The following is a 19,832-nucleotide window of genomic DNA, read 5'->3' on the forward strand; positions in this document are numbered from 1 at the left end:
CAAGGGGCTGCGTGGCAGCCCCGCACCCACTGTGCCGGTGAATGACTGCTCCACTGTGCTTGACCCCATGGCGCCAGGGGGTAAGGCTACCCGGGTCCGCATGGAGAAAAAAATGGACCTGTCGAGCCTGCTGCTGTTCATCCCCGCCTGTTTCGCCCTGAACATGGCGCCGGGGCCTAACAACCTACTGTCGCTGCACAACGCCAGCCGCCACGGCTTGCGCACTGCCTGCCTGGCGGGGGGTGGGCGTATCCTCGCCTTCAGCGGCATGATCACCTTGGCGGCGATGGGGCTGGCGGTGGTGCTGCATACCAGCGAATACCTGTTCCTGAGCATCAAGCTCATGGGCGCGGGCTACCTGTTCTATATCGCCTGGCAATTGTGGCGGGCGCCCGTGGCAGAGGTGGCCCATGCCGGCGGGCAGTCGCGCGGCACCTGGAGCCTGGCACGCCAGGAGTTCTGGGTGGCGGCGGGCAACCCGAAAGCGATCCTCATATTCACCGCCTTCCTGCCGCAGTTCGTGTCGGTCGGCAGTACCACCCCGGTGAGCGAGCAGTTCCTGTGGCTGGGGTTGTGGTTCCTGTTGCTGGAATGGGCGGCGATCGCGATCTATGCGGCGCTGGGTGCCTACCTGCAGCGCTGGTTCAACCAGCCGCGGCCACGGCGGCTGTTCAACCGGATCAGCGCATCGTTGCTGGGATGCGCAGGGCTTGGCTTGCTGGCGGCGCGGCGATAGCCCCTCAAGATAGCCCCTCAACCGGTCTTTTCGCAGGTATCGACAGGCAAAGCGGCTTGCTCGCGCAGCGCCGACGCCACGACGAACGCCAGGGCCACCAGTGTCAGGACCGGCAGCATCGCCAGGCGCAAGCCATGATGTTCGCCGATAAAGCCCAGCAGGGGCGGGCCGACCAGAAACGCCAGGTAACCTGCCGTTGCCGCCAGCCTGACGCGTTGATCGCTGTGAGCACCACTTTCCCCGGCTGCCGAGATCGCCAGGGGAAAACCCAGCGATGCGCCAATGCCCCAGAGCATCACGGCGGCTGCGGCGATCCACTGCACGTCGCAGAACACCACCAATGCCAGGCTGGCTGCGCCAAGCAGTGCGCTGGCGCGCAAGGTGAGCGTCCGGCCAAAGCGGCGCACCACCGGCGCACCGGCGAATCGACCCAGGGTCATGCCCAGGGTGAATACCAGGTAGATCAGCGTGCCTGTGGTTTCTGCGAATCCGTGGCCGTCGATCATCAGCAGCGGCAGCCAGTCATTGGCTGCACCCTCGGCCAGCGCCATGGCCAGTACCACGAAGCCGATCAGCAACAGGCGTCGGTCGCTGAGCAGGGCGCCCCAGGCAAACTCGGCTGTCTGCGTTGTCGGTTGATTCGCTGCTCCTTCACTGGCCCGAGGGGCGTGAGGGGCAAGGGCCAGGGTCACCACGGCCGAAAGCAGTGCGGCGACGATCAGATGCAGGTCCAGGGGCACCTGCAGCGCGGTCATGCCCATGCCGGCCAGCGCGCCCACCAGGGTGCCGAGGCTGAAGAAACCGTGCAGGGTAGTCATGATCGGTGCATCGATTTCCCGCTCCACGGCCGCACCTTCGATGTTCACTGCGATGTCCGCCCAACCCATGCCGATGCCGTAGATGAACAGCCCGGCAAAGGCGCACCAGGCACTGGTCAACTCGCTGCTGCCGGCCAGCACCAGCATGCCGGCGGACAGCCCGAGCAGGCCGGTACGCATCATCCGGTGTGCACCAAAGCGGGCGATCAGGCGTCCGGCACTGAGAATCCCGCACATCGCTCCGGCTGAAAATCCGAACAGGATCATCCCCATCTGTTCGGTGGAGGCCGACAGGCCGTCGCGCAGGGCAGGGGTGCGGGTGACCCAGCTGGCGAGGGTCAGGCCAGGGAGCAGAAACAGCAGATACAAGGCGTAGCGGGCCAGGCGGTAGTTGGCGGGCATGGTACAGACTCGTTGGAAAAGTTTCGTACGGGCGTACGAATAAATCGTACGGATGTCCGAAAAGGGCGTCAATCCTGTATTGAGTCGTGTGCTGGCTGAATGTTCAAAGACTCCAGAGGCAACCGGCGCCTGGCCGGTCGCGGTCAGGAGAACAGGTCGGCGCCGGTGGATGCCGCGTCCAGCATCGCCTGCAACTCGGCTACCCGGCGCTGGTGACGGGCGATGGCCGCAAGGTGTTCATCGATCTGCTGGCGAATGACTGCCGGGTCTTCGGCCTTCCTCGAGAGCCGCTCGATCCGCCTGGACAAGCCAACCTTCTTGTCGGCCTCCAGGCGTGCCGACTCGTCCATCTGGGCGATGAGTGCCTGCAGGTCGTCCAGGCCATGGACGTTGCAGAACAATCCCGTCGCCTGGCGGTAAACCACCGACTTTCGGGCTCTGTCCAGCAGTTCGAAGACATTGCACAGGGTGCCGGGGCTTTTGCCGTCCCAAATCATCAGGCCGAAATCGGCGGCTTCTGCCATTTCCAGGTCCTTGGCAGTGTAAAACGCGCGGCCCTTGGCATTGGCGGGTGGGCAGACAGCCACGAGTGGCCATGCACCAAGATTGTGGCGAGGCGTGTCACCGGTGCAGTACACCGTGACAGCGGCGTACTGGCGTTTGGCGAAATACTGCTGCACGCATTTGTCCACGCCTGCGGCATCACCGAGCAGCACTTCGTGGCCACTGGCAACGATATTGTCGAGTCGCGCCTCGACCTGAGGGTCGAGGCGCTTGAGCGTGATCGAGCCGGAGATGAAAACCTTCGGCATCAATGCCTCCGTGTAAGGGTGACGACTGCAATTGAGCGGATGCTAGCGTATCCGCGCAGGGCGGTACAGGCGGCTTCCAGCGAGGCGCCAGTGTCGAACAGATCGTCGAGCAGCAGGACATTGCACGGGTGGAGTTTGTCTTGGGTGACAAAGCAACCTTGCAGTGCAGCGCAGCGCTCTTCATAGGTCGCCAGGTCTTTCATTGCGACGGTGCTGCTGTGCTTGATCAGTGTCTGGTCGCAGTACTCGAGCTCCAGCAACTGGGCTACCCGTTCTGCCACCGCGTGCACGGGCTGGCGAGTACGCTGGCGGCTGGCGGGCATGGGCAGCACGACATCCACCGGGACATTCTGTATCGCCTGGACGACAGATTCTGCGAGGAAGTCCACCAGGTCGTAGTCGTCGCGGTACTTGAGCTGAAACACCGCCTCGCCGATGGCGGTGCGGGTGGTGTCGAACTGCATGTAGCCCTGGGCGTTTTCGCCGACCGGCACGCTGCAGACGATGTGTTTGTCGAGGCTGATACCGTAATCCCAGGCGTCGTTGCCCGGCAGCGTGCGAATGTCCATGTGAGGCTTCCTTGTCGTTGATATGCCAGAGACTTTCTAACGGCCATCAATCAGCCGTGGTGGCAATGTTGCGACGGGGAAGTCCCAATTTCGACTTCGCGCTTTCCGTTTTATGGGTAGGAAAATTCTGAGCTATCCGTGTGTCGCCCTCGTCGGCCAGTGGTCACGGGCCCGGCTAGACTGCTCAGGATCATCCACCGATCCGGGGGCCTGCCATGCCCAGCAAGAACACCATCTGCCTGTGGTTCGACAGCGATGCCGAGGCGGCGGCGAAGTTCTACGCCGCTACCTTCCCCGACAGCCGTGTGCTCGCCGTGCACAAGGCGCCGGGCGACTACCCCTCGGGCAAGGAGGGTGATGTGCTTACGGTGGAGTTCATCGTGATGGGCATTCCGTGCCTGGGCCTCAATGGCGGGGCCGCGTTCAAGCACTCCGAGGCGTTTTCGTTCCAGGTGGCCACCGACGACCAGGCCGAGACCGACCACTACTGGCACGCGCTCATCGATAACGGTGGCCAGGCCAGCGTGTGCGGCTGGTGCAAGGATAAATGGGGGCTGTCGTGGCAGATCAGCCCGCGAGTGCTGACCGACGCGGTCGGCGGTAGCGACCGCGCGGCAGCCAAACGGGCGTTCGAGGCGATGATGAAGATGGACAAGATCGACATCGCCACGATCGAGCGGGCAATCCGGGGCTGACAGGCCTTGCCTGCCAGCCCGCGAGGGTCAGAAGCTGTACTTGGCCGTCAGCATCAGGTTGCGCGGATCGCCGAAGGTGTCGCCGCCGTAGTCCACCGACTTGGAGATGGACGAGTAGTACTTCTTGTCGAAGATGTTGTTGGCGTTGAGCTGCAGGTCCAGATGCTGGTTGACCTGGTAGCCGGCCAGCAGGTCGGTGACCGCGTAGCTGCCCTGTACCAGCCGATAGTTGCCGCCATCGACCGGGATGTCGTTGTACATGCGGCTCTGCCAGGTGATGCCGCCGCCCACCCGCAGCTTCTCCAGCGGGCCCTGGAAGCGGTAGGTGGTGAACAGCTTGAACTGGTGCTCGGGCGTGTCGGATTTGAGCGGCTTGTTGACGCTGGCCGGGTTCTTCTCGTCCTTGATGGTGTGCACGCGCGCGTAGGTGTAGCCGGTGCCGATCTGCCAATGGTCGGTCAGTGCGCCCTGCAGCTCGAAATCGATACCCTGGCTGCGGACCTCGCCCGAGGCTTCGTAGCAGGTCATCTGCGGGCAGTTGGCCGCACCGATCTCGACCTGGCGGTTTTCCTGATCGATACGGAACACCGCAAGGCTGGCGTTCAATGCACCGTCGAAGTATTCGCCCTTGATGCCGACTTCATAGTTCTTGCCGACGATCGGGATGATCGGCTTGCCGGAAACGTCCTTGCCGCTCTGCGGGGTGAAGATGTCGGTGTAGCTCACATACACCGAGTGATGCTCGTCCAGGTCATAGATCAGGCCGCCGTAGCGGGTGACGTTGCGGGTCACCTTGTAGTCGCCGTCGTTGCTGTCGCGCTGGTCGTAGTCGTACCAGTCCAGGCGCCCCCCGAGAATCAGCTTGAGCGGGTCGGCCAGGCTCAGGCGGGTGGTGGCGTAGACGCCTTCCTGGTTGATCAGGTAGCGACTGTTTCCGGTGTGCAGGAAGTTCGGCTTGCCGCCGTCGAGCGGATAGTTGGTGTCATAGGGGCTGTAGTCGCGCTCGTTCATGTCGTAGATGCGCTTGCTGGCACCCAGCACCAATTCATGGGTGCGGCCCAGCAGTTCGAAGGGGCCGCTGGCGAAGGCGTCCAGGCCCAGCTGGTTTTCGTCGTGCGCGGACTGGTAGACCGTCCTGCTCAAGGTCTTGGCAGTGTTCCAGCGCGACTGGTAAGAACCGCGGAACAGTGCGTTCTGCTCGCTGTAGTTGGCGTTGACCTGCAGTTTCCAGTCGTTGGCCAGGTGTTGGCGCACTTCGGCGAAGAGGGTGTTGATCTCCTGGTCCTTGTCTTCCCAGTCGGTGCCGGGGTTGTACGAACGCGACACATCCAGGTGATGGCCGCTGAGGTCGGTGGGGATCGCGCCCCAGAAGAAATTGGTCTTGTCCTTCTGGTGTGAAAAGCCCAGGGTCAAGGTGGTGTCATCGCTCAGGTCGGCTTCGCTGATGGCATAGAACAGCCCGTGGTTTTCTTCCTGGCCATCACGGAACCCGTTGGCATCGCGGTAGGAGGTCACGATTCGGCCGCGCAGGGTGCCGCTGTCGTTGAGCGGGCTGGAGGCGTCGAGTTCGCCACGGTAGTTGTCCCAGCTCCCGGCCGCGCCGGTCACGGTGACTTTCTGCTCGGCCAGCGGGCGCTTGCGCACCAGGTTGATGGCCGCTGATGGTGTACCGGCGCCTGTGACCAGACCGGTGGAGCCGCGGACCACTTCGACGCGGTCGAACATCGCCAGGTTGGGTTGGGCGCCAACCAACGATCCGGTATAGGCGCTCGGGATGCCGTCGTACATCAGGTTGTCGACGTCGAAGCCCCGGGCGGTGTAGCTCTGGCGGCCGGGGCCGCTGGACTGGTTGAGGAACAGCCCAGGGGTGTAGCGGGCCACGTCATTGATGCTGGTCATGTTCTGGTCGTCCATGCGCTGACGAGTGATCACCGTGACCGCCTGTGGCGTCTCGCGCATGGTCAACGGCAGCTTGGTCGCGGTGTTCATGGCGCCGGTGGTGTAGGACGTGCTGCCTTCGGTGGTGCTGCCCAGCCGGTTGTCAGTGATCTCGGTGGCGCCCAGTTCCAGTGTTCCGGCTGGTTGCTGGTCGTCGGCCATGGCATGGGGCAAGGTGCTGATACAGATGGCCAGGGTCAACAGGTTGGGCGCGAAACGACGAGGCGGAGCAGCAGGGGTCATGCCAGATATCCTTGTTGCTAGTACTTATGAGAATGATTAGCAATAAGTGTGTCAGGATTTGTCGCGGTCCGAAAGCGTGGTATGCCAAAAAAATCGCCAAATTTTTCACATTCGTCCGTGGGTTGCAGGATCGCCGGGCGTCCCGAGGCTTGCGCAAAGCGAGTAGAATCCGCGCTTGATCAAGTGTGTGAGGTCCATGTGGAGTTGCAGCAGGGTTTTGTCCTGACCCGTCATTGGCATGACACCCCCGACGGCACGTGCGTGGAGTTCTGGCTGGCCACCGACCAGGGCCCCCGGCGCGTGCGCCTGGGCGCGCAGGTTTCGGTGGCGTTCGTGCCCGCACAGCAGGCCGCCCACGCGCAACTGTTGCTCGCCGATGAGCCGGGCGCAGAGTTGCGCCCCCTTGAGCTGCGCGACTTTCAGCAGCGGCCGGTCATGGGCCTGTACTGCCGCCAACACCGCCAGCTGATGGCCTTGGACAAACGCCTGCGCACGGCCGGCGTCGAGGTGCTGGAGGCTGATATCCGGCCGCCGGAGCGCTATCTGATGGAGCGCTTCATTACCGCGCCGGTGTCGTTCGGTGGTCGTGTCGATGCCCAGGGAGCGGTCGTGGATGCACAGCTCAAGCCTCATCCGGACTACCGACCGAGCCTGCGCCTGGTGTCTCTGGATATCGAGACCAGCGAACATGGCGAGTTGTACAGCATCGCGCTGGAGGGGTGCGGCCAGCGTCAGGTCTATATGCTCGGCCCTGCCAACGGCCAGGCGCAGGTAGAGGATTTCGACCTGCACTACTGCGCCGACCGTGGCCAGTTGCTCGAATGCCTCAACCACTGGTTGGCACGCCATGACCCGGACGCGATCATCGGCTGGAACCTGGTGCAGTTCGACCTGCGCATCCTTCACGATCACGCTCGGCAATTGCATGTGCCTCTGTGCCTGGGGCGCGACGGTGCGCCGATGACCCTGCGCGAGCATGGCAGCCGTACGCATTTCTTCGCCGACGCGCCGGGGCGGCTGTTGATCGACGGCATCGAGGCCCTGCGCTCGGCGACCTGGAGCTTCCCCTCGTTCAGTCTGGAAAACGTTGCCCAGACCCTGCTGGGGGAAGGCAAGGCCATCGACACTCCCTACCAGCGCATGGATGAGATCAACCGGATGTTCGCCGAGGACAAGCCGGCCCTGGCGCGCTACAACCTCAAGGATTGCGAGCTGGTCACCCGCATCTTCGAGCACACCCGGCTGCTCGACTTCCTTCTTGAACGTGCCACGGTGACTGGCCTGCCGGTGGACCGCAGCGGCGGCTCGGTGGCGGCGTTCTGTCACCTGTACATCCCGGCCATGCACCGGCTGGGCTTCGTCGCGCCGAGCCTGGGCAGCCGCGAGGGGGAGGCCAGCCCGGGCGGGTTCGTCATGGACTCGCAGCCAGGCCTTTACGAGTCGGTGCTGGTGCTGGACTACAAGAGTCTGTATCCATCGATCATCCGTACCTTCCTGATCGACCCGGTGGGGCTGGTGGAAGGCTTGCGTGAGCCCGATCAGGCCAGCTCGGTCGAGGGCTTTCGTGGCGCTCGCTTCTCGCGTACCCGCCACGCTTTGCCGGCCATCGTCGAGCGCGTCTGGCAGAATCGCGAGGCGGCGAAGAAAGCGGGTAACGCCCCGTTGTCCCAGGCCCTGAAGATCATCATGAACGCCTTCTACGGTGTGCTTGGCTCCAGCGGTTGCCGGTTCTTCGACCCGCGCCTGGCCTCGTCGATCACCCTGCGTGGGCACCAGATCATGCGCCAGACCCGCGCCTTGATCGAAGCACGTGGTTATGACGTGATCTATGGCGACACCGACTCCACCTTCGTCTGGCTCAAGGGCGCGCATGACGAGGATCAGGCGACGCATATCGGGCGTGCACTGGTGGCCGAGGTCAACCAGTGGTGGCGCGAACACCTGCGCCAGGAGATGGGCCTGCACAGTGCGTTGGAGCTGCAGTTCGAAACCCACTACCGGCGCTTCCTGATGCCGACCATCCGCGGCACCGAGGAGGGCAGCAAGAAGCGCTATGCCGGGTTGGTGCAGCGCGCCGACGGTCAGGACGAGGTAGTCTACAAAGGGTTGGAGTCGGTACGCACCGATTGGTCGCCGCTGGCCCGGCAGTTCCAGCAGGAACTGTATGGCCGGATTTTCCGTGGCCAGCCCTATCGCGACTATGTGCGCGATTATGTACGACGCACGCTGCTGGGCGAGCAGGATGAACTGCTGGTGTATCGCAAGCGCTTGCGTCGTCCGTTGCAGGACTACCAACGCAACGTGCCACCCCATGTGCGCGCCGCGCGTCTTGCCGATGAATACAATTTGCGCCTGGGGCGCCCGCTGCAATACCAGCGCGGCGGCTGGATCAGCTACGTCATCACCACGGCTGGCCCGGAGCCCCTGGAGAACCTGCAGTCGCCAGTCGATCACGAGCACTACCTGAGCCGTCAGTTGCAGCCGGTGGCGGATGCGATCCTGCCGTTCGTGGGGGATGACTTCGCCAGCCTGACCGATCGCCAGCTCCTGCTCTTCTGAGGGGGGGCGGCTGCCGCCGGGGTGGCATCTATCTACTGCCCGAGCATGGCCGCTGCCACCTAGCCTGCGCTTCTTTTCCAAGGAGCGCTACGCCATGACGACCCCCCGCGTACAGCACGAACAAGACGCCACCGCCGTCCCTGATGTTCACGCACTGCATCAGGACGCCGTGATTGGTCAGCGTTTGCCGGACTGGCTACGCAAGGCTTCCCCGGAGCAGGTCAAGCACCTGTACGAGGCGATGAGGCTCAGCGTGTATTTCCAGGCGCGGGCCCAAGCCATCATGGGGCAGTTGGACAGCCTGGACAGCTTTGCCGAAACGCGTTTGGCCGAGGCCCTCAGGCCCCATGTCGATGGGCCGTTCGATGTCCGCGCGTTGCAGTTTCGTCGTGGTCACCGCGAGCCAGTGCTCACCTCGATACCCATCGGTTACCCGGTGACGGAGCCGGTGTACACGCAAATGCCCCTGGTCGAGGCGGCGCTGCGCAATTTCCGCGAGGAGGAAACCGAGGACGGCGGGCAGTTACCCGGCAACCGGCTAAGCGATCCTCGCAATGCATCTGCCCGGCTGCCCAACGCGCGCCGTTTCGCTGCATTGTGCCGGTCTCTGGACCTGGGCGGTCAATACCAGCGCCATTTGCACACCGTGCTGGAGCAGGACAGCCATTCGGGCGCTGCCGCCGAATCGGTGTTCGGCCGGGCCCATCGCTACGGCATGCTGGCTGATGCCTGCGTTGCGCGGCTCAAAGGTGTTCTGAGCGAGGACGAATACCTGCTGGTGCACAATCTCTGCGCGCAGAAAGCCTCGTTGACCTTCGAAGGACGTCCGGTGCAGTGCAAGCGCCTGAGCCTGCTGGCGTGCACCCTGGAGCAGATCGTGGTGCTGGATGTTCGTGACGAGATCTTCAGCCCGCTGTACAGCTCCAGCTACCGCGTGCTGGTCCACATTCCGGGCGATCCGACGACTCCGTGGAGCGCATTCCCCGACCTGCGCCACTTTGCCAATGACCTGGGCAAGCGCCTGCGCCTGCCCGGGTACCAGCGTTTCTTCAGCCGCTTTGTGTTGCGCCGCGATGCGCAGTCGTTCTTTTCCGCCGTTGTTTCGGGCTACCAGGGCGTGTCGGACCTGGCGAACATTGCACTGGAAGAGCATATGCACCCCTGGGAGATCACCGACCAGGCTACTGCCAGTACCCTGGAAGGCTCGCTGTTCAGTGCGCTGGGCCGTGCGCGCGTTGCGCAGGTCAAGGCCGATGCGGCGATGATTGCCGTGCCCTCGGCTGCGGTGGATGAACAGGTCCGGCGCGAGCACGATCAGCGCTTGTCCGCAGAAGGCTGGGCTTTGCTCAATATAGCGGGGCTCTTCGTGCCGGCCCTGGGCGCGGTGTTGCTCGCAGTGACCGCATGGGAACTGCTGGGTGAGGTCTACCACGGTGTCGAGGCCTGGCACGAGGGGGATAGCAGCGAGGCCCTCGATCACCTGCTCAACGTCGCCGGCGATGTAGCCATGATTGCAGCCACGGCGGCAGGTGCGCAGGTGGCGCGAGCGGCCTGGAGCCGTTCGGCGCTGGTCGATAGCCTATTGCCGGTCCGGCTGGAGGACGGCAGCACGCGGCTATGGAAGGAGGACCTCACGCCATTTCGCAATGCGCCGCCTGCCGGGGCGCTGCGTGACGACCAAGGTGTATACCGTGCCGGCGAAGGTTGCTGGATTGAAATGGATGGCCAGCACTATCGGGTTGCGCAGGGTAGCGATCAGCGCTGGCGCTTGCAGGGTGACGACAACCACGCGCCTGTGCTCAGACACAATGGTGCGGGCGGCTGGCGGCTGTGGTGGGAGCAACCACTGGAGTGGGATGAGCCTCGGCGTTCGTTCCGGCGCCTGGGGCATGACTTTGCCGAGCTGGACGACGACCAGATCGACGAAATCCTGCTCGCCCACGACATACAACCGCAGCATCTGCGCGCGGTCCATGTCGAGGGACGTGTGGCCGATGGCGAATGGCTGGACAGTGTCGTCCGCTATCGGCTGGACCTGCGCATCCGTCGAGTGGTCAGCCAATTGCGCAGTGGGATCATGGCCACCGACGAGACTGTACTCGGTCAGGCACGGTTGCTGTCCGGCGGCGCTGATGCCTCCGACCAGGCATTGGCGGAGCTGATCTGGTCCGAACGCAGGCGTCTGTTCGAGCAGTTGTATGCGTTGGAACAGCCAACCGAAGATGCAGGCGTCCAGCGTCTGTGCCGGCAGTTCTCTTCATTGCACAGTCGGGCGGCCTCGCAACTGTTGCGCGAAGCCAGTGTGGTCGATCGCGGGCGCTTGCTGGGCAACGGCCGGGTGGCGGTGGACCTTGCCTCTCAGGCGGGCGCTGCGGTGTGGCGTATCAGGGTGGCCCGGGTGTTCGAGGGGTTGTACCTGGATGCCAGCCAGAATGCCGATCTTGCCCGCGTTGCGCTGCAGGTGCTGGACACACTGCCGGGTGCTTCGCGCAACGTGGCCTGGCGCTTGTGCGAGGGCTCGGCGGACGGCCCGGTACTGCTGTCGATAGACCGCGCACAGGCCGTTCGCACACTGACCCTGGTTCACACCGATGGGCATTTCCAGTTGCTCGACGGTGCAACAGAGGTGGTGCTCAAGGAAGGCGAACTGTTCGACGTCCTGAGTGGCGCGGTGGACGACGGGCAGCGGGAGGCCCTGGGGTTGACCGAGCCCCTGGCCCACAACCTGCGTGTGACCCTGGCGCGCGCGACGGCGGCCCGTCGCTCGCAAGTGGTGGGGATGCTCGGCAAGCGCGCCTCTGCAGGCTGGTTCCGGGCGCCGCAACGTCTGGCGGATGGGCGGGTCGGTTACCCGTTGAGCGGTCGCGGCGCCGGACGTGGGCGATGCCGGCCGTTGTTCGGCAGGGTGCGTAACCTGTACCCGAACCTGAGCGACAACGAGGTGCGAACCTGGCTGGTCATGCTCGGCAACAGCGGCACAAACATTCACATCGAGCTGACTCGGCTAGAGGATGAGATGGCTTTGCTGGAGACGCACCTGCAGTTGTGGGCCAATCAGCCTGGCGGCCTGAGCGCCCGTGGAGAGCGAGCCTACCTGCGCGATGCCTTGCTCGCGGCCTGGCGGCGCACCCTGCCCAGAGTGTACGACCAGTTCGGGCGCGTGATCGGTCAACGTCTGAACCTGTGGGCCGTGTCATTGCAGTCGCTCCCGGAGATTGCGCAACAGGTCAGTTTCGATCATGTGGTGTCGTTGTCGTTGCGCGGCATTGGCTTGACCGAGATTCCCAGCACCTTCATGCGGGCGTTCGGTCGCCTGGAAGTCCTCGAGTTACCCAGCAACAGGCTTACCCGCCTGCCGCCGCGGTTACGTCACCTCTCGCGACTGCGGGAACTGGACCTCACCGGCAATCGGATCGTGCTGGACGATCGCCAGGCAGCCACGCTGTTGCAACTGACGCATCTGAGGTTACTGGATTTGTCGTACAACCCGTTGGGGCGTAGTTTTTCCGTGGCAAGCATGCCACATCTGAGCTCCCTTCAGCTGGCGCACACCGGAATCAGCCAGTTGCCTGACGGTTTGCTGAGTCGCGGCTCTCTGGCGATCGCTGACCTGCGTCACAACGCAATTGTCGAACTTCCCGACCACTTCTTCAGTGCCCCTAGGTGGTATGCCCGCTCGGTGCTGTTGAGCGATAACCCGCTGAGCGCCACCTCTACCCAGCGCCTGCGCAGCTTCATGATTCGTCATCAACTGATGGTTGAAGAGGAGCTGGAAGCCGAGAATGCCGGCGATCAAGCGGGGGATGTCGCTGCTACGCTCGACAGAGCACGCGGTATCTGGAGACAGGTGATCGATGCAGGTTCCACCGCACTGTTCGACGAGCATTGGAATGGGCTGGCCGAGGCGCCGGGCAGCGCCGATTTCATGGACCTGTTGCGCCGCCTGCCCGAAACGCTGGATTTTCGCAATCACGGCACAGACCTTGGGCGGCGAGTGAACAGCATGATTCTGGCGATGCGCGAGCATGAGCAGTTGCGCGAGGAACTGTTCACCCAGGCGATGTTGCCCAGGACCTGCCAGGACAGTGTCATCGGGAACTTCAGTCGGCTGGAAGTGCGCATGCTGGTCTGGAAGGCACTGGTTGACGCCCGGGGCGGTGCCCAGGATGCGGCATTGGTGCACCTGGGGCGGCAGCTGTGGCGCCTGGATGAAATCGAACGGATTGCCGTCGATGACATTGCCGGTCGTGTGGTCGCGGGGAGCGACCCCGATGAAATCGAGGTCGAATTGGCCTACCGGGTCATGTTGCGCGATGAGTTCGATCTGCCTGCACAGCCGTCAGACATCGCCTACCAGCAGACTGCCGGCTTGAACCCTGAGCGTTTGGCTGCGGCCCGCCGGCGGCTGCGCGAGGGGGAAACCGAGCAGGCCATGGTCGAGTCGCTGTTCATGCGTGAATTCTGGACCGAGCACCTCAAGAACAGCCATCAAGAGGAATTCGACGCCATCAAGAGGCCGTTCTTCGAGCGTATCGAGGTGGCTCAGGAGATGGCTGGCGATGACTCGACAGGCACCCGGTCCTATGACGATACCTTGCAAGCCTTGAGTATCGAGGTTCAACGACTTCAGGCTCAGTCCGCCGAGCTTGACCTTCAACGCGGCGGCCTGACGGGGGATGCCCTGGAGGCCCATCTGCAGCGGCACGCGGATATCGACCGACAACTGCGCGAGCAGCGTGCCAGCCTTCAGATGCGCTTGGCCGATGGCGAATTTGCCGAGCGCATGCGCGCCTTGGGCACTGGCATGGATTCCCAGACCTTTCGCGAAACGATGGACCTGTTGTCGACCGAGCACGATGCGGCGGTGCAGGCACGCATCATCGAACTGACCCGAACGGCGCTGGCGCAGAACCCGTCGCAGGTAACACCGCCGACTTCCGAGCCGCAGCCGGGGCCGAGCCGTGGCAGCGGCATGGGCTGAGAGGCGAGGGTGCCAGCGTTCATTGTTAGGCTATGCTCTGCAGTGGGGGGCGGGCATTTCCGCACGTCCCGAGCGAAGGCCTGGACACCGGAAGTTACCTTTGCACAGCGCATGTTCCACTTCAGGTGGTTTAGGCTCCGTGTCGGATCTTTCTCTATGATCTGTAGTCATTGATATATCGAGAGAACAAGGAGATACACATGCTCGTCCGGTCACTGACCCTCGCCACTCTGCTTGCCGTCGCTGCCCCGCTGCTGGCTGCCGACAGCGATGCGCCCCTGGCCAAGGAGCTGGGCAAGGCACGGCCATTGGTCGTGATCGCCCCCAGCAGCGCCGACCCGACGTTGCGCGGGTTGGAGGAGGCCATGAAGGATCCGGCCACCCAGGCCGGGTTCAAGGAGCGCAACCTGGTGCTGTTCAGCGTCGCCCAGATGATGGGTAAACGCGAAGACAAGAACCTCGAGCAGCAGACCACCATGGCGCTGATCCGCGAACTCAAGCTTGGCGCGAGCAAGGGCACCAAGGTGATCCTGATCGGCAAGGATGGCGAGCGCCACATGCTCAAGGATGATGAAAGCGGTGAGAAGATCGACCCGCAGGCGATTTTCAAGGCCGTTGACGAACTGCCGGCGGCAGAGAAAGCCATTGCTGCCCCCGAGCCTGTAGCCGCTGCCCCGGCCTCGGAGCCCAAGGCGAAAGAAACTGGCAAGGCCGCCAAACCGGCCAAGCCGGCAGCACCGCCCAAGCCACTGGACGACTGAACCGCCAGCGCCGGTCTTTGCAGACCGGCGTTTTTGTATCCCACTGTATCAGCGGGCCCCGGTGACCGATTGCCATACAAATTCCCTCGCTTCTCGATACATCGGGGACACACCACTGCGGCGAAATGAGCTGACCTTTCGACCGACGTGGAGCTTCGCCATGACCGCCATCTGCAATCTTCTCCCGCCGCTCTGCCGTCTCATTCGAAACATCTGACTTTTCGCCGGTTAGCGCGCGGGGCAAGCCATCTTCCATCGTTCAACGGGAGGCGGCTTGCCCCGCGGTCGTTTCCGGCCCCTGCGGAGACTTTCCCCATGCATTCCGAACCCTTGCTCACCGGCCTTGGCTTGCGCCGCGGCCTGCTGGCTGAACTGCTGAAACTGGAGCCGGGCACCGTGGACTTCCTCGAGTGCGCCCCGGAGAACTGGATCAATGTCGGTGGCGCCTTTGGCCATGGGCTGGCGCAGCTCGCCGAACGTTTCGCAATCGCCTGCCATGGCTTGTCACTGTCGCTGGGCGGGCGGGAGGCGCTGGACTTGAAGCTGCTCGATGGCACCCGGCGCTTCATGGACCGTTACCAGGTGAAGCTGTACAGCGAGCACCTGAGCTATTGCAGCGATGACGGTCACCTCTACGACCTGATGCCGATCCCTTTCACCGACGAAGCGGTCCGCCATGTCGCTGCGCGTATCCGTCAGGCCCAGGATTGCCTGGGCAGGCGCATCGCCGTGGAAAATATCAGCTACTACGCCGCGCCCTACCAGGCGATGAGCGAGTTGTCGTTCATCTGCGCGGTGCTCGAGGAAGCCGACTGTGAGCTGTTGCTGGACGTCAACAATGTCTTCGTCAATGCCTGCAATCACCGGTACGACGCATTGACCTTCCTCGAAGGGCTGCCGCGCGAGCGAGTGGTTGGCATGCATGTGGCGGGGCACTACGACGAGGCAGCGGACTTGAAGGTGGACACCCACGGCGCTGCGGTGAAGGAAGACGTATGGACGCTGTTCTCGATTGCGTGCCAGCGCTTCGGCAATCAGCCGACCGTACTGGAACGCGACTTCAACTACCCGCCCATGGCCGAGCTGCTCGCCGAGACTGCACGCATCCGGGCGCTGCAACAGGCTGCCGGAGGGTTGCGCCATGACTGAACTGCGCGAGCAACAATTCACCCTGGCCCGTCACCTGCGCGACCCGCAGCGTCATCCGGCGCCACCCGGTATCGAGGAGCGGCGGTTGAAGGTCTACCGCGAGCTGTTCTACGGGGCCATCGAGGGCCTGCTGGCCGGCGGTTTCCCGGTGATGCGCAAGACGTTGGGCGATCAGGTCTGGCATGCCCGGGTGCGTGATTTCTATGCCAACTATCGCAGCCAGACCCCGTTGTTCACCGAGGTCGCCGAAGGCTTCATCGACTACCTGCAGGGTGTCGAGCTGGACGCACCCTGGCAACTGGAACTGGCGCATTACGAGTGGATCGAGGCGTACTTGAGCCTCACGGATGCGCAGGACCCCGCACACGATCCGCACGGCGACCTGCTTGACGGGGAACCGCTGCTATCCTGTGTGGCCCAGGTGCTGGCTTATCAATGGCCGGTAGAGCGAATCGGCCCTGACTATCAGCCAGAACAGGCGCCTGAGGTGCCGACTCTGCTGCTGGTGCACCGCGATGCAGGGTTCAAGGTGCACTTTTCCCGCCTGGCACCCTTGGCGTGGCAGCTGTTGAACGCATCGGGCAGCGGGCGTGAGCGCTTGCTGGCACTGGGCGGCGAGGCGTTGCTCGAAGGCGGCAAAGCGATGCTTGAAGGGTTGCGCGCCCAGGGTGTGATCATCGGAACCCGGGCGGCCTGACGAGTCGCCTCAAGCTTTGCGGGAAGACACAAAGCCCACGCCTGTTGCCAGGCGTGGGCTTTGTGTTCTGCGGGCCTTGATCAGCCGTGCTGCCAGCGACGGGCCAGCCAATGATCCAGGCTCAGGCGGCCGGATCCCTTGAGTATCAGCGGCAGCAACGCCACCAGGTAGATCAGCGGCAGCTTGAAGTTGCCGAAGCCGCGGTCGGTAATGGTATAGCCCTGGGCCAGCTCAGCCAGCGATGACCAATGTGCCGGCCAATGCACGGAGGCGATCGCGACGACCGTCACCACGGCCAACACCACCGAGGCCAGCCGTGTACCGAAGCCCAGCAGCAGGAGCAGCGGGCAGATCAGCTCGGCCCACATCGACAGTTGCCAGTTGAATTCAGCGGGCAGCACGTTGAACGGGAAGGGGAAGTTGGCCTGCAAGTCGACGAACCAGTTGTTGCCGTTGAACTTCTCAAGGCCTGATTCGAAGAACTCCCAGGCCAGGAACAGCCGAAGGGGCAGGTCTGCGCTCCAGTTGCCGGTGTTGTCGATGCGTGAAAGGGTGCGGTTGATCAGCGTTGTCATGGTGCACGTCTCGCTTCAGCAGGAAAGGGCAGGTTTGGCGCGGCGCAGGTGTTGAGCGCGCTTGGCGGTGAGCTTGAGGACGATGGCAGCGAACATCAGGGCGAATGCCAGCGGGTACCAGCCGCCCATCGGGATGCGCTTGTAGAACGACAGGCAGAACACCCCGGCCAGCACCCAGGTGCCGGTGCTGTGCAGGCCTCGCCACAGACGGCCGCCGAGCAGGCGCATGGCGCCTTTGAACGAGGTCAGGGTCAGCAGCAGGATGAACAGGTAGCCAACACTGCCGGGAATGTTGGCCACTGCGGTGCGGCCGGCCCAGAACAGCTCCGGGAAGCGTTGCGCATAGAGGTAGATCAGTACCCCGTGAACCGTGTGGGAGAAGGCGAAGGCCAACCCGAGGAAGCGTCGCTCACGCAGCACCTGGCGACTGAAGACTCCAGGTAACAGGGTCACCAGCGAGGAGGCGAGAAACGTCAGCAGGAACAGCGCGAAGGAGCTGCGTGCGGTGGCGCGGATGGCTGTGCGCAGGGCTTCGGCAGAGCCGACGGGGTGCATCGACAGGGCCAGCCCGGTCATCAGCAGGGTCAGGCCGGCAAGGGCAGCGAACAGCTTCCAGCCGGAGGGTAACGCGAGGTTTTTCATGAGCAGCTCCCAGGTCTGCGACGGCGAAGGCCGTGGCGTTGTTGTGGCTGGGAGTGTGTTGGCGAGGGGTATCTGCAGTGTGTCGGCGGGGCGGGGGTTGTGTATCGGTGTGTAGCGTTGGGCGGGTGTGCTACAGATCCATACATGAACCGACCGTGGGAGGGAAGCCCGCTCCCACAGACAGCCCCACTTCTACAGGTGGGAGGGTGGCAGTTCTACCTGGGCGCACAGCCCGCCGCTTTCACGATTGCTCAGACTCAGTCGTCCACCCATGGCCTGGGTCAGTTGATGGGCAATGGCCAGCCCGAGTCCGGTCCCGCCGGTGCTGCGATTGCGCGAGCCTTCGACCCGATAGAAGGGTTTGAGCACCTCGCTCAATTCCTGTTCGGGAATCCCCGGGCCGTCGTCGAGCACTCGAATCAGGGTGTCGCCGGTACTGCCGTGGCTGACCTCCAGGCGCGCAGAGCCGGTGAACTTCAAGGCGTTGTCCAGCAGGTTAACCAGGACTCTGCGTAAGGCATGCGGGCGGGTGTGCAGCACCGTGTCGGTGTCACCGCAGCGCACGACCTGCGCGCCGCTGTCCTGGTAGTCGAACACCAGGCTGTCGAGAAACGCGTCGAGATTGACCTTGCAGGGCTGTTCGGTGCTGCTGTCCATGCTGCGGGCGTAGGCCACCCCCTCGCGCACCAGATGCTCCATGGCGCTCAGGTCGTTCCACAGTTTGTCCTTTTCCAGCCCGTCATCCATCACTTCCACGCGCAGCTTCATGCGTGTGATCGGTGTCTGCAGGTCATGGGAGATGGCCGCCAACAATTGCATGCGCTCCTTGAGATAAGCGGCGATGCGTGCCTGCAGGGCGTTGAAGGCCACGGCGGCGTACTTCACCTCGCGCGGGCCGCTCTCATCCAGCTGTAGGCCGGGCTTGTCGGGGTCGAGGTGATCGACGGCCTGGGCCAGGCGCGTCAGGGGGCCGATCGCCAGGCGTACCGCAAGCCAGGTGCACAGCAGCAGGACCGCCAGCTGGAACAACAGCACCACGGGTAGCCAGGTGGCCAGTGGCACCGGCGCCGGGGTGACGTCGATGGTCAGCGGCGCGCCGTCGGCGAAGTCGAGATGAGCCTGGAAGTGTGCGTTCGGCCCAGGGATTTCCTGGAAGGTCAGTTGATAGTCCTTGCCAATCGCCTTGACGATCGACTCTGCTGCCATGGGCGGGTCGGCGCTGGGCATGCTCTGGCCGGCGAGGCCTTGGTCGAGGCGGTAGCGGTAGTTGTGACGCTCCAGGCGCGGCAGCCACGCAGCACGTTCGGCGGCGGGCAGGCGGTCGAGGATGGCCACCGAGGTGGCGACGTCCATTTCCAGGTTGCTCAGCATCATCGAGCGGCTGCTGACGTAGCGCTCGTAGAACTGAAGGCCGAACGACGAGCCGTAGGCCAGCACCAGCCCGGTCAGGAAGATCAGCGCCAGGCGCGAAGCCAGAGTGCCTGGCCACTTCATGTCGGCGACTCGATCAGCGAGACCGGCAGCGAGAACACATAGCCCTCGCTGCGCACGGTCTTGATGCAGGTCGGCTCGCGCGCGTCGTCGCCCAGGCGCTGGCGCAGCCGGCTGACCAACAGGTCGATGGAGCGGTCGAAGATGTCGGCTTCACGGCCCTGGGTGAGGTTGAGCAGTTGCTCGCGGCTGAGCACCCGCTGCGGATGGTCGAGGAATACCCGTAACAGGCGGTACTCGGCACCGCTCAAGGCCACGAGGGTGCCTTCGTCGTCGAGCAGGTGGCGGGCGGTGGTGTCCAGGCGCCATTGGCCGAAGGCGATCAGCCGGCTGCTTTCGCTGATGGTGAGGTTGGGCGGCAGCATGCGCGTGCGACGCAGCACTGCATTGATGCGCGCCAGCAGCTCGCGGGCGGAGAACGGTTTGGTCAGGTAGTCGTCGGCGCCCATTTCCAGGCCGATGATGCGATCGGTCTCGTCGTTGCGGGCGGTAAGCATCAAGACGGGCGTGTTGCGGTGCTTGCCGGCACGCAGTTCGCGACACAGCAACAGGCCGTCATCGCCGGGCATCATGATGTCGAGCACGATCAGGTCGACGGAGTTGCCTTCGAGAAAGCTGCGCATCTGCCGGCCGTCGGCGACGATGCTCGTGCGCAGGCCGTTCTTCTTCAGGTAGTTGCCGACCAGCTCGCGAATTTCGCGGTCGTCGTCGACGATCAGGATGTGATCGACGTGTTCCATCATGGTGGTCCTGTAATGAGTGCG

At 63.7% G+C, this 19,832-nt stretch carries 15 protein-coding genes; 7 read left to right on the forward strand and 8 right to left on the reverse strand.

The genetic code is table 11. The annotated features are described in order from the left end of the window. The first annotated feature begins 112 nt into the window (after window positions 1-112). Complete coding sequence (locus ACK3BK_RS11675) at window positions 113-736, forward strand: LysE family translocator (protein ID WP_186709683.1); 624 nt, start codon at window positions 113-115, stop codon at window positions 734-736. A 17-nt stretch (window positions 737-753) separates the two neighbouring features. On the opposite strand, the gene ACK3BK_RS11680 is transcribed toward ACK3BK_RS11675, so the two are convergent. From ACK3BK_RS11680 to ACK3BK_RS11690, 3 genes are all read right to left on the reverse strand, one after another. Continuing rightward, on the reverse strand, window positions 754-1,956 hold the full coding sequence (locus tag ACK3BK_RS11680) for an MFS transporter (RefSeq protein ID WP_411384349.1): 1,203 nt from the start codon (window positions 1,954-1,956) through the stop codon (window positions 754-756). A 143-nt stretch (window positions 1,957-2,099) separates the two neighbouring features. Continuing rightward, window positions 2,100-2,768, reverse strand: a complete 669-nt coding sequence (locus ACK3BK_RS11685; RefSeq protein ID WP_411384350.1) for a hypothetical protein — start codon at window positions 2,766-2,768, stop codon at window positions 2,100-2,102. Beyond that, complete coding sequence (locus ACK3BK_RS11690) at window positions 2,768-3,337, reverse strand: ComF family protein (RefSeq protein WP_186665008.1); 570 nt, start codon at window positions 3,335-3,337, stop codon at window positions 2,768-2,770. The genes ACK3BK_RS11685 and ACK3BK_RS11690 overlap by 1 nt, the downstream gene beginning before the upstream one ends. A 215-nt stretch (window positions 3,338-3,552) precedes the next feature. On the opposite strand from ACK3BK_RS11690, the gene ACK3BK_RS11695 reads away from it, so the two are divergent. Continuing rightward, the gene (locus ACK3BK_RS11695) at window positions 3,553-4,032 is read left to right on the forward strand and encodes a VOC family protein (RefSeq protein ID WP_411384351.1); all 480 of its coding nucleotides are present in this window, start codon (window positions 3,553-3,555) and stop codon (window positions 4,030-4,032) included. A gap of 27 nt (window positions 4,033-4,059) precedes the next feature. On the opposite strand, the gene ACK3BK_RS11700 is transcribed toward ACK3BK_RS11695, so the two are convergent. Continuing rightward, the gene (locus tag ACK3BK_RS11700) at window positions 4,060-6,213 is read right to left on the reverse strand and encodes a TonB-dependent siderophore receptor (RefSeq protein WP_411384352.1); all 2,154 of its coding nucleotides are present in this window, start codon (window positions 6,211-6,213) and stop codon (window positions 4,060-4,062) included. A gap of 198 nt (window positions 6,214-6,411) precedes the next feature. On the opposite strand from ACK3BK_RS11700, the gene ACK3BK_RS11705 reads away from it, so the two are divergent. From ACK3BK_RS11705 to ACK3BK_RS11725, 5 genes are all read left to right on the forward strand, one after another. After that, on the forward strand, window positions 6,412-8,772 hold the full coding sequence (locus ACK3BK_RS11705) for a DNA polymerase II (RefSeq protein ID WP_411384353.1): 2,361 nt from the start codon (window positions 6,412-6,414) through the stop codon (window positions 8,770-8,772). A 94-nt stretch (window positions 8,773-8,866) separates the two neighbouring features. Beyond that, entirely contained in the window at window positions 8,867-13,753 is a 4,887-nt protein-coding gene (locus ACK3BK_RS11710; protein WP_411384354.1) for an NEL-type E3 ubiquitin ligase domain-containing protein, read from the forward strand. A 200-nt stretch (window positions 13,754-13,953) separates the two neighbouring features. Next, a complete protein-coding gene (locus ACK3BK_RS11715) occupies window positions 13,954-14,514 on the forward strand; it encodes a DUF4174 domain-containing protein (RefSeq protein ID WP_186708203.1) in 561 nt (186 codons plus the stop codon). Window positions 14,515-14,829: 315 nt separating this feature from the next. Continuing rightward, window positions 14,830-15,663 carry a DUF692 domain-containing protein gene (locus ACK3BK_RS11720; RefSeq protein WP_411384355.1) on the forward strand — a complete coding sequence of 278 codons (834 nt, stop codon included), beginning with the start codon at window positions 14,830-14,832 and terminating at the stop codon, window positions 15,661-15,663. Then, window positions 15,656-16,360 (forward strand): DUF2063 domain-containing protein, encoded by a 705-nt coding sequence (locus ACK3BK_RS11725; protein ID WP_186708201.1) that lies wholly within the window; start codon window positions 15,656-15,658, stop codon window positions 16,358-16,360. Before ACK3BK_RS11720 ends, ACK3BK_RS11725 begins: the two co-directional genes overlap by 8 nt. An 80-nt stretch (window positions 16,361-16,440) precedes the next feature. Here ACK3BK_RS11725 and ACK3BK_RS11730 read toward each other — a convergent pair whose 3' ends face one another. The 4 genes from ACK3BK_RS11730 to ACK3BK_RS11745 form a co-directional block, all read right to left on the reverse strand. Continuing rightward, on the reverse strand, window positions 16,441-16,935 hold the full coding sequence (locus tag ACK3BK_RS11730) for a DoxX family protein (protein ID WP_186664987.1): 495 nt from the start codon (window positions 16,933-16,935) through the stop codon (window positions 16,441-16,443). A 15-nt stretch (window positions 16,936-16,950) separates the two neighbouring features. Beyond that, complete coding sequence (locus ACK3BK_RS11735) at window positions 16,951-17,577, reverse strand: ferric reductase-like transmembrane domain-containing protein (protein WP_186664985.1); 627 nt, start codon at window positions 17,575-17,577, stop codon at window positions 16,951-16,953. Between the two features lie 192 nt (window positions 17,578-17,769). Next, window positions 17,770-19,071, reverse strand: a complete 1,302-nt coding sequence (locus ACK3BK_RS11740; protein WP_186664983.1) for a sensor histidine kinase — start codon at window positions 19,069-19,071, stop codon at window positions 17,770-17,772. Further along, window positions 19,068-19,808 carry a response regulator gene (locus ACK3BK_RS11745; RefSeq protein WP_186664981.1) on the reverse strand — a complete coding sequence of 247 codons (741 nt, stop codon included), beginning with the start codon at window positions 19,806-19,808 and terminating at the stop codon, window positions 19,068-19,070. Before ACK3BK_RS11745 ends, ACK3BK_RS11740 begins: the two co-directional genes overlap by 4 nt. Window positions 19,809-19,832 lie beyond the last annotated feature (24 nt).

This window comes from Pseudomonas sp. L7, from assembly GCF_046605565.1.
Classification (GTDB): Bacteria; Pseudomonadota; Gammaproteobacteria; order Pseudomonadales; family Pseudomonadaceae; genus Aquipseudomonas; species Aquipseudomonas wayambapalatensis.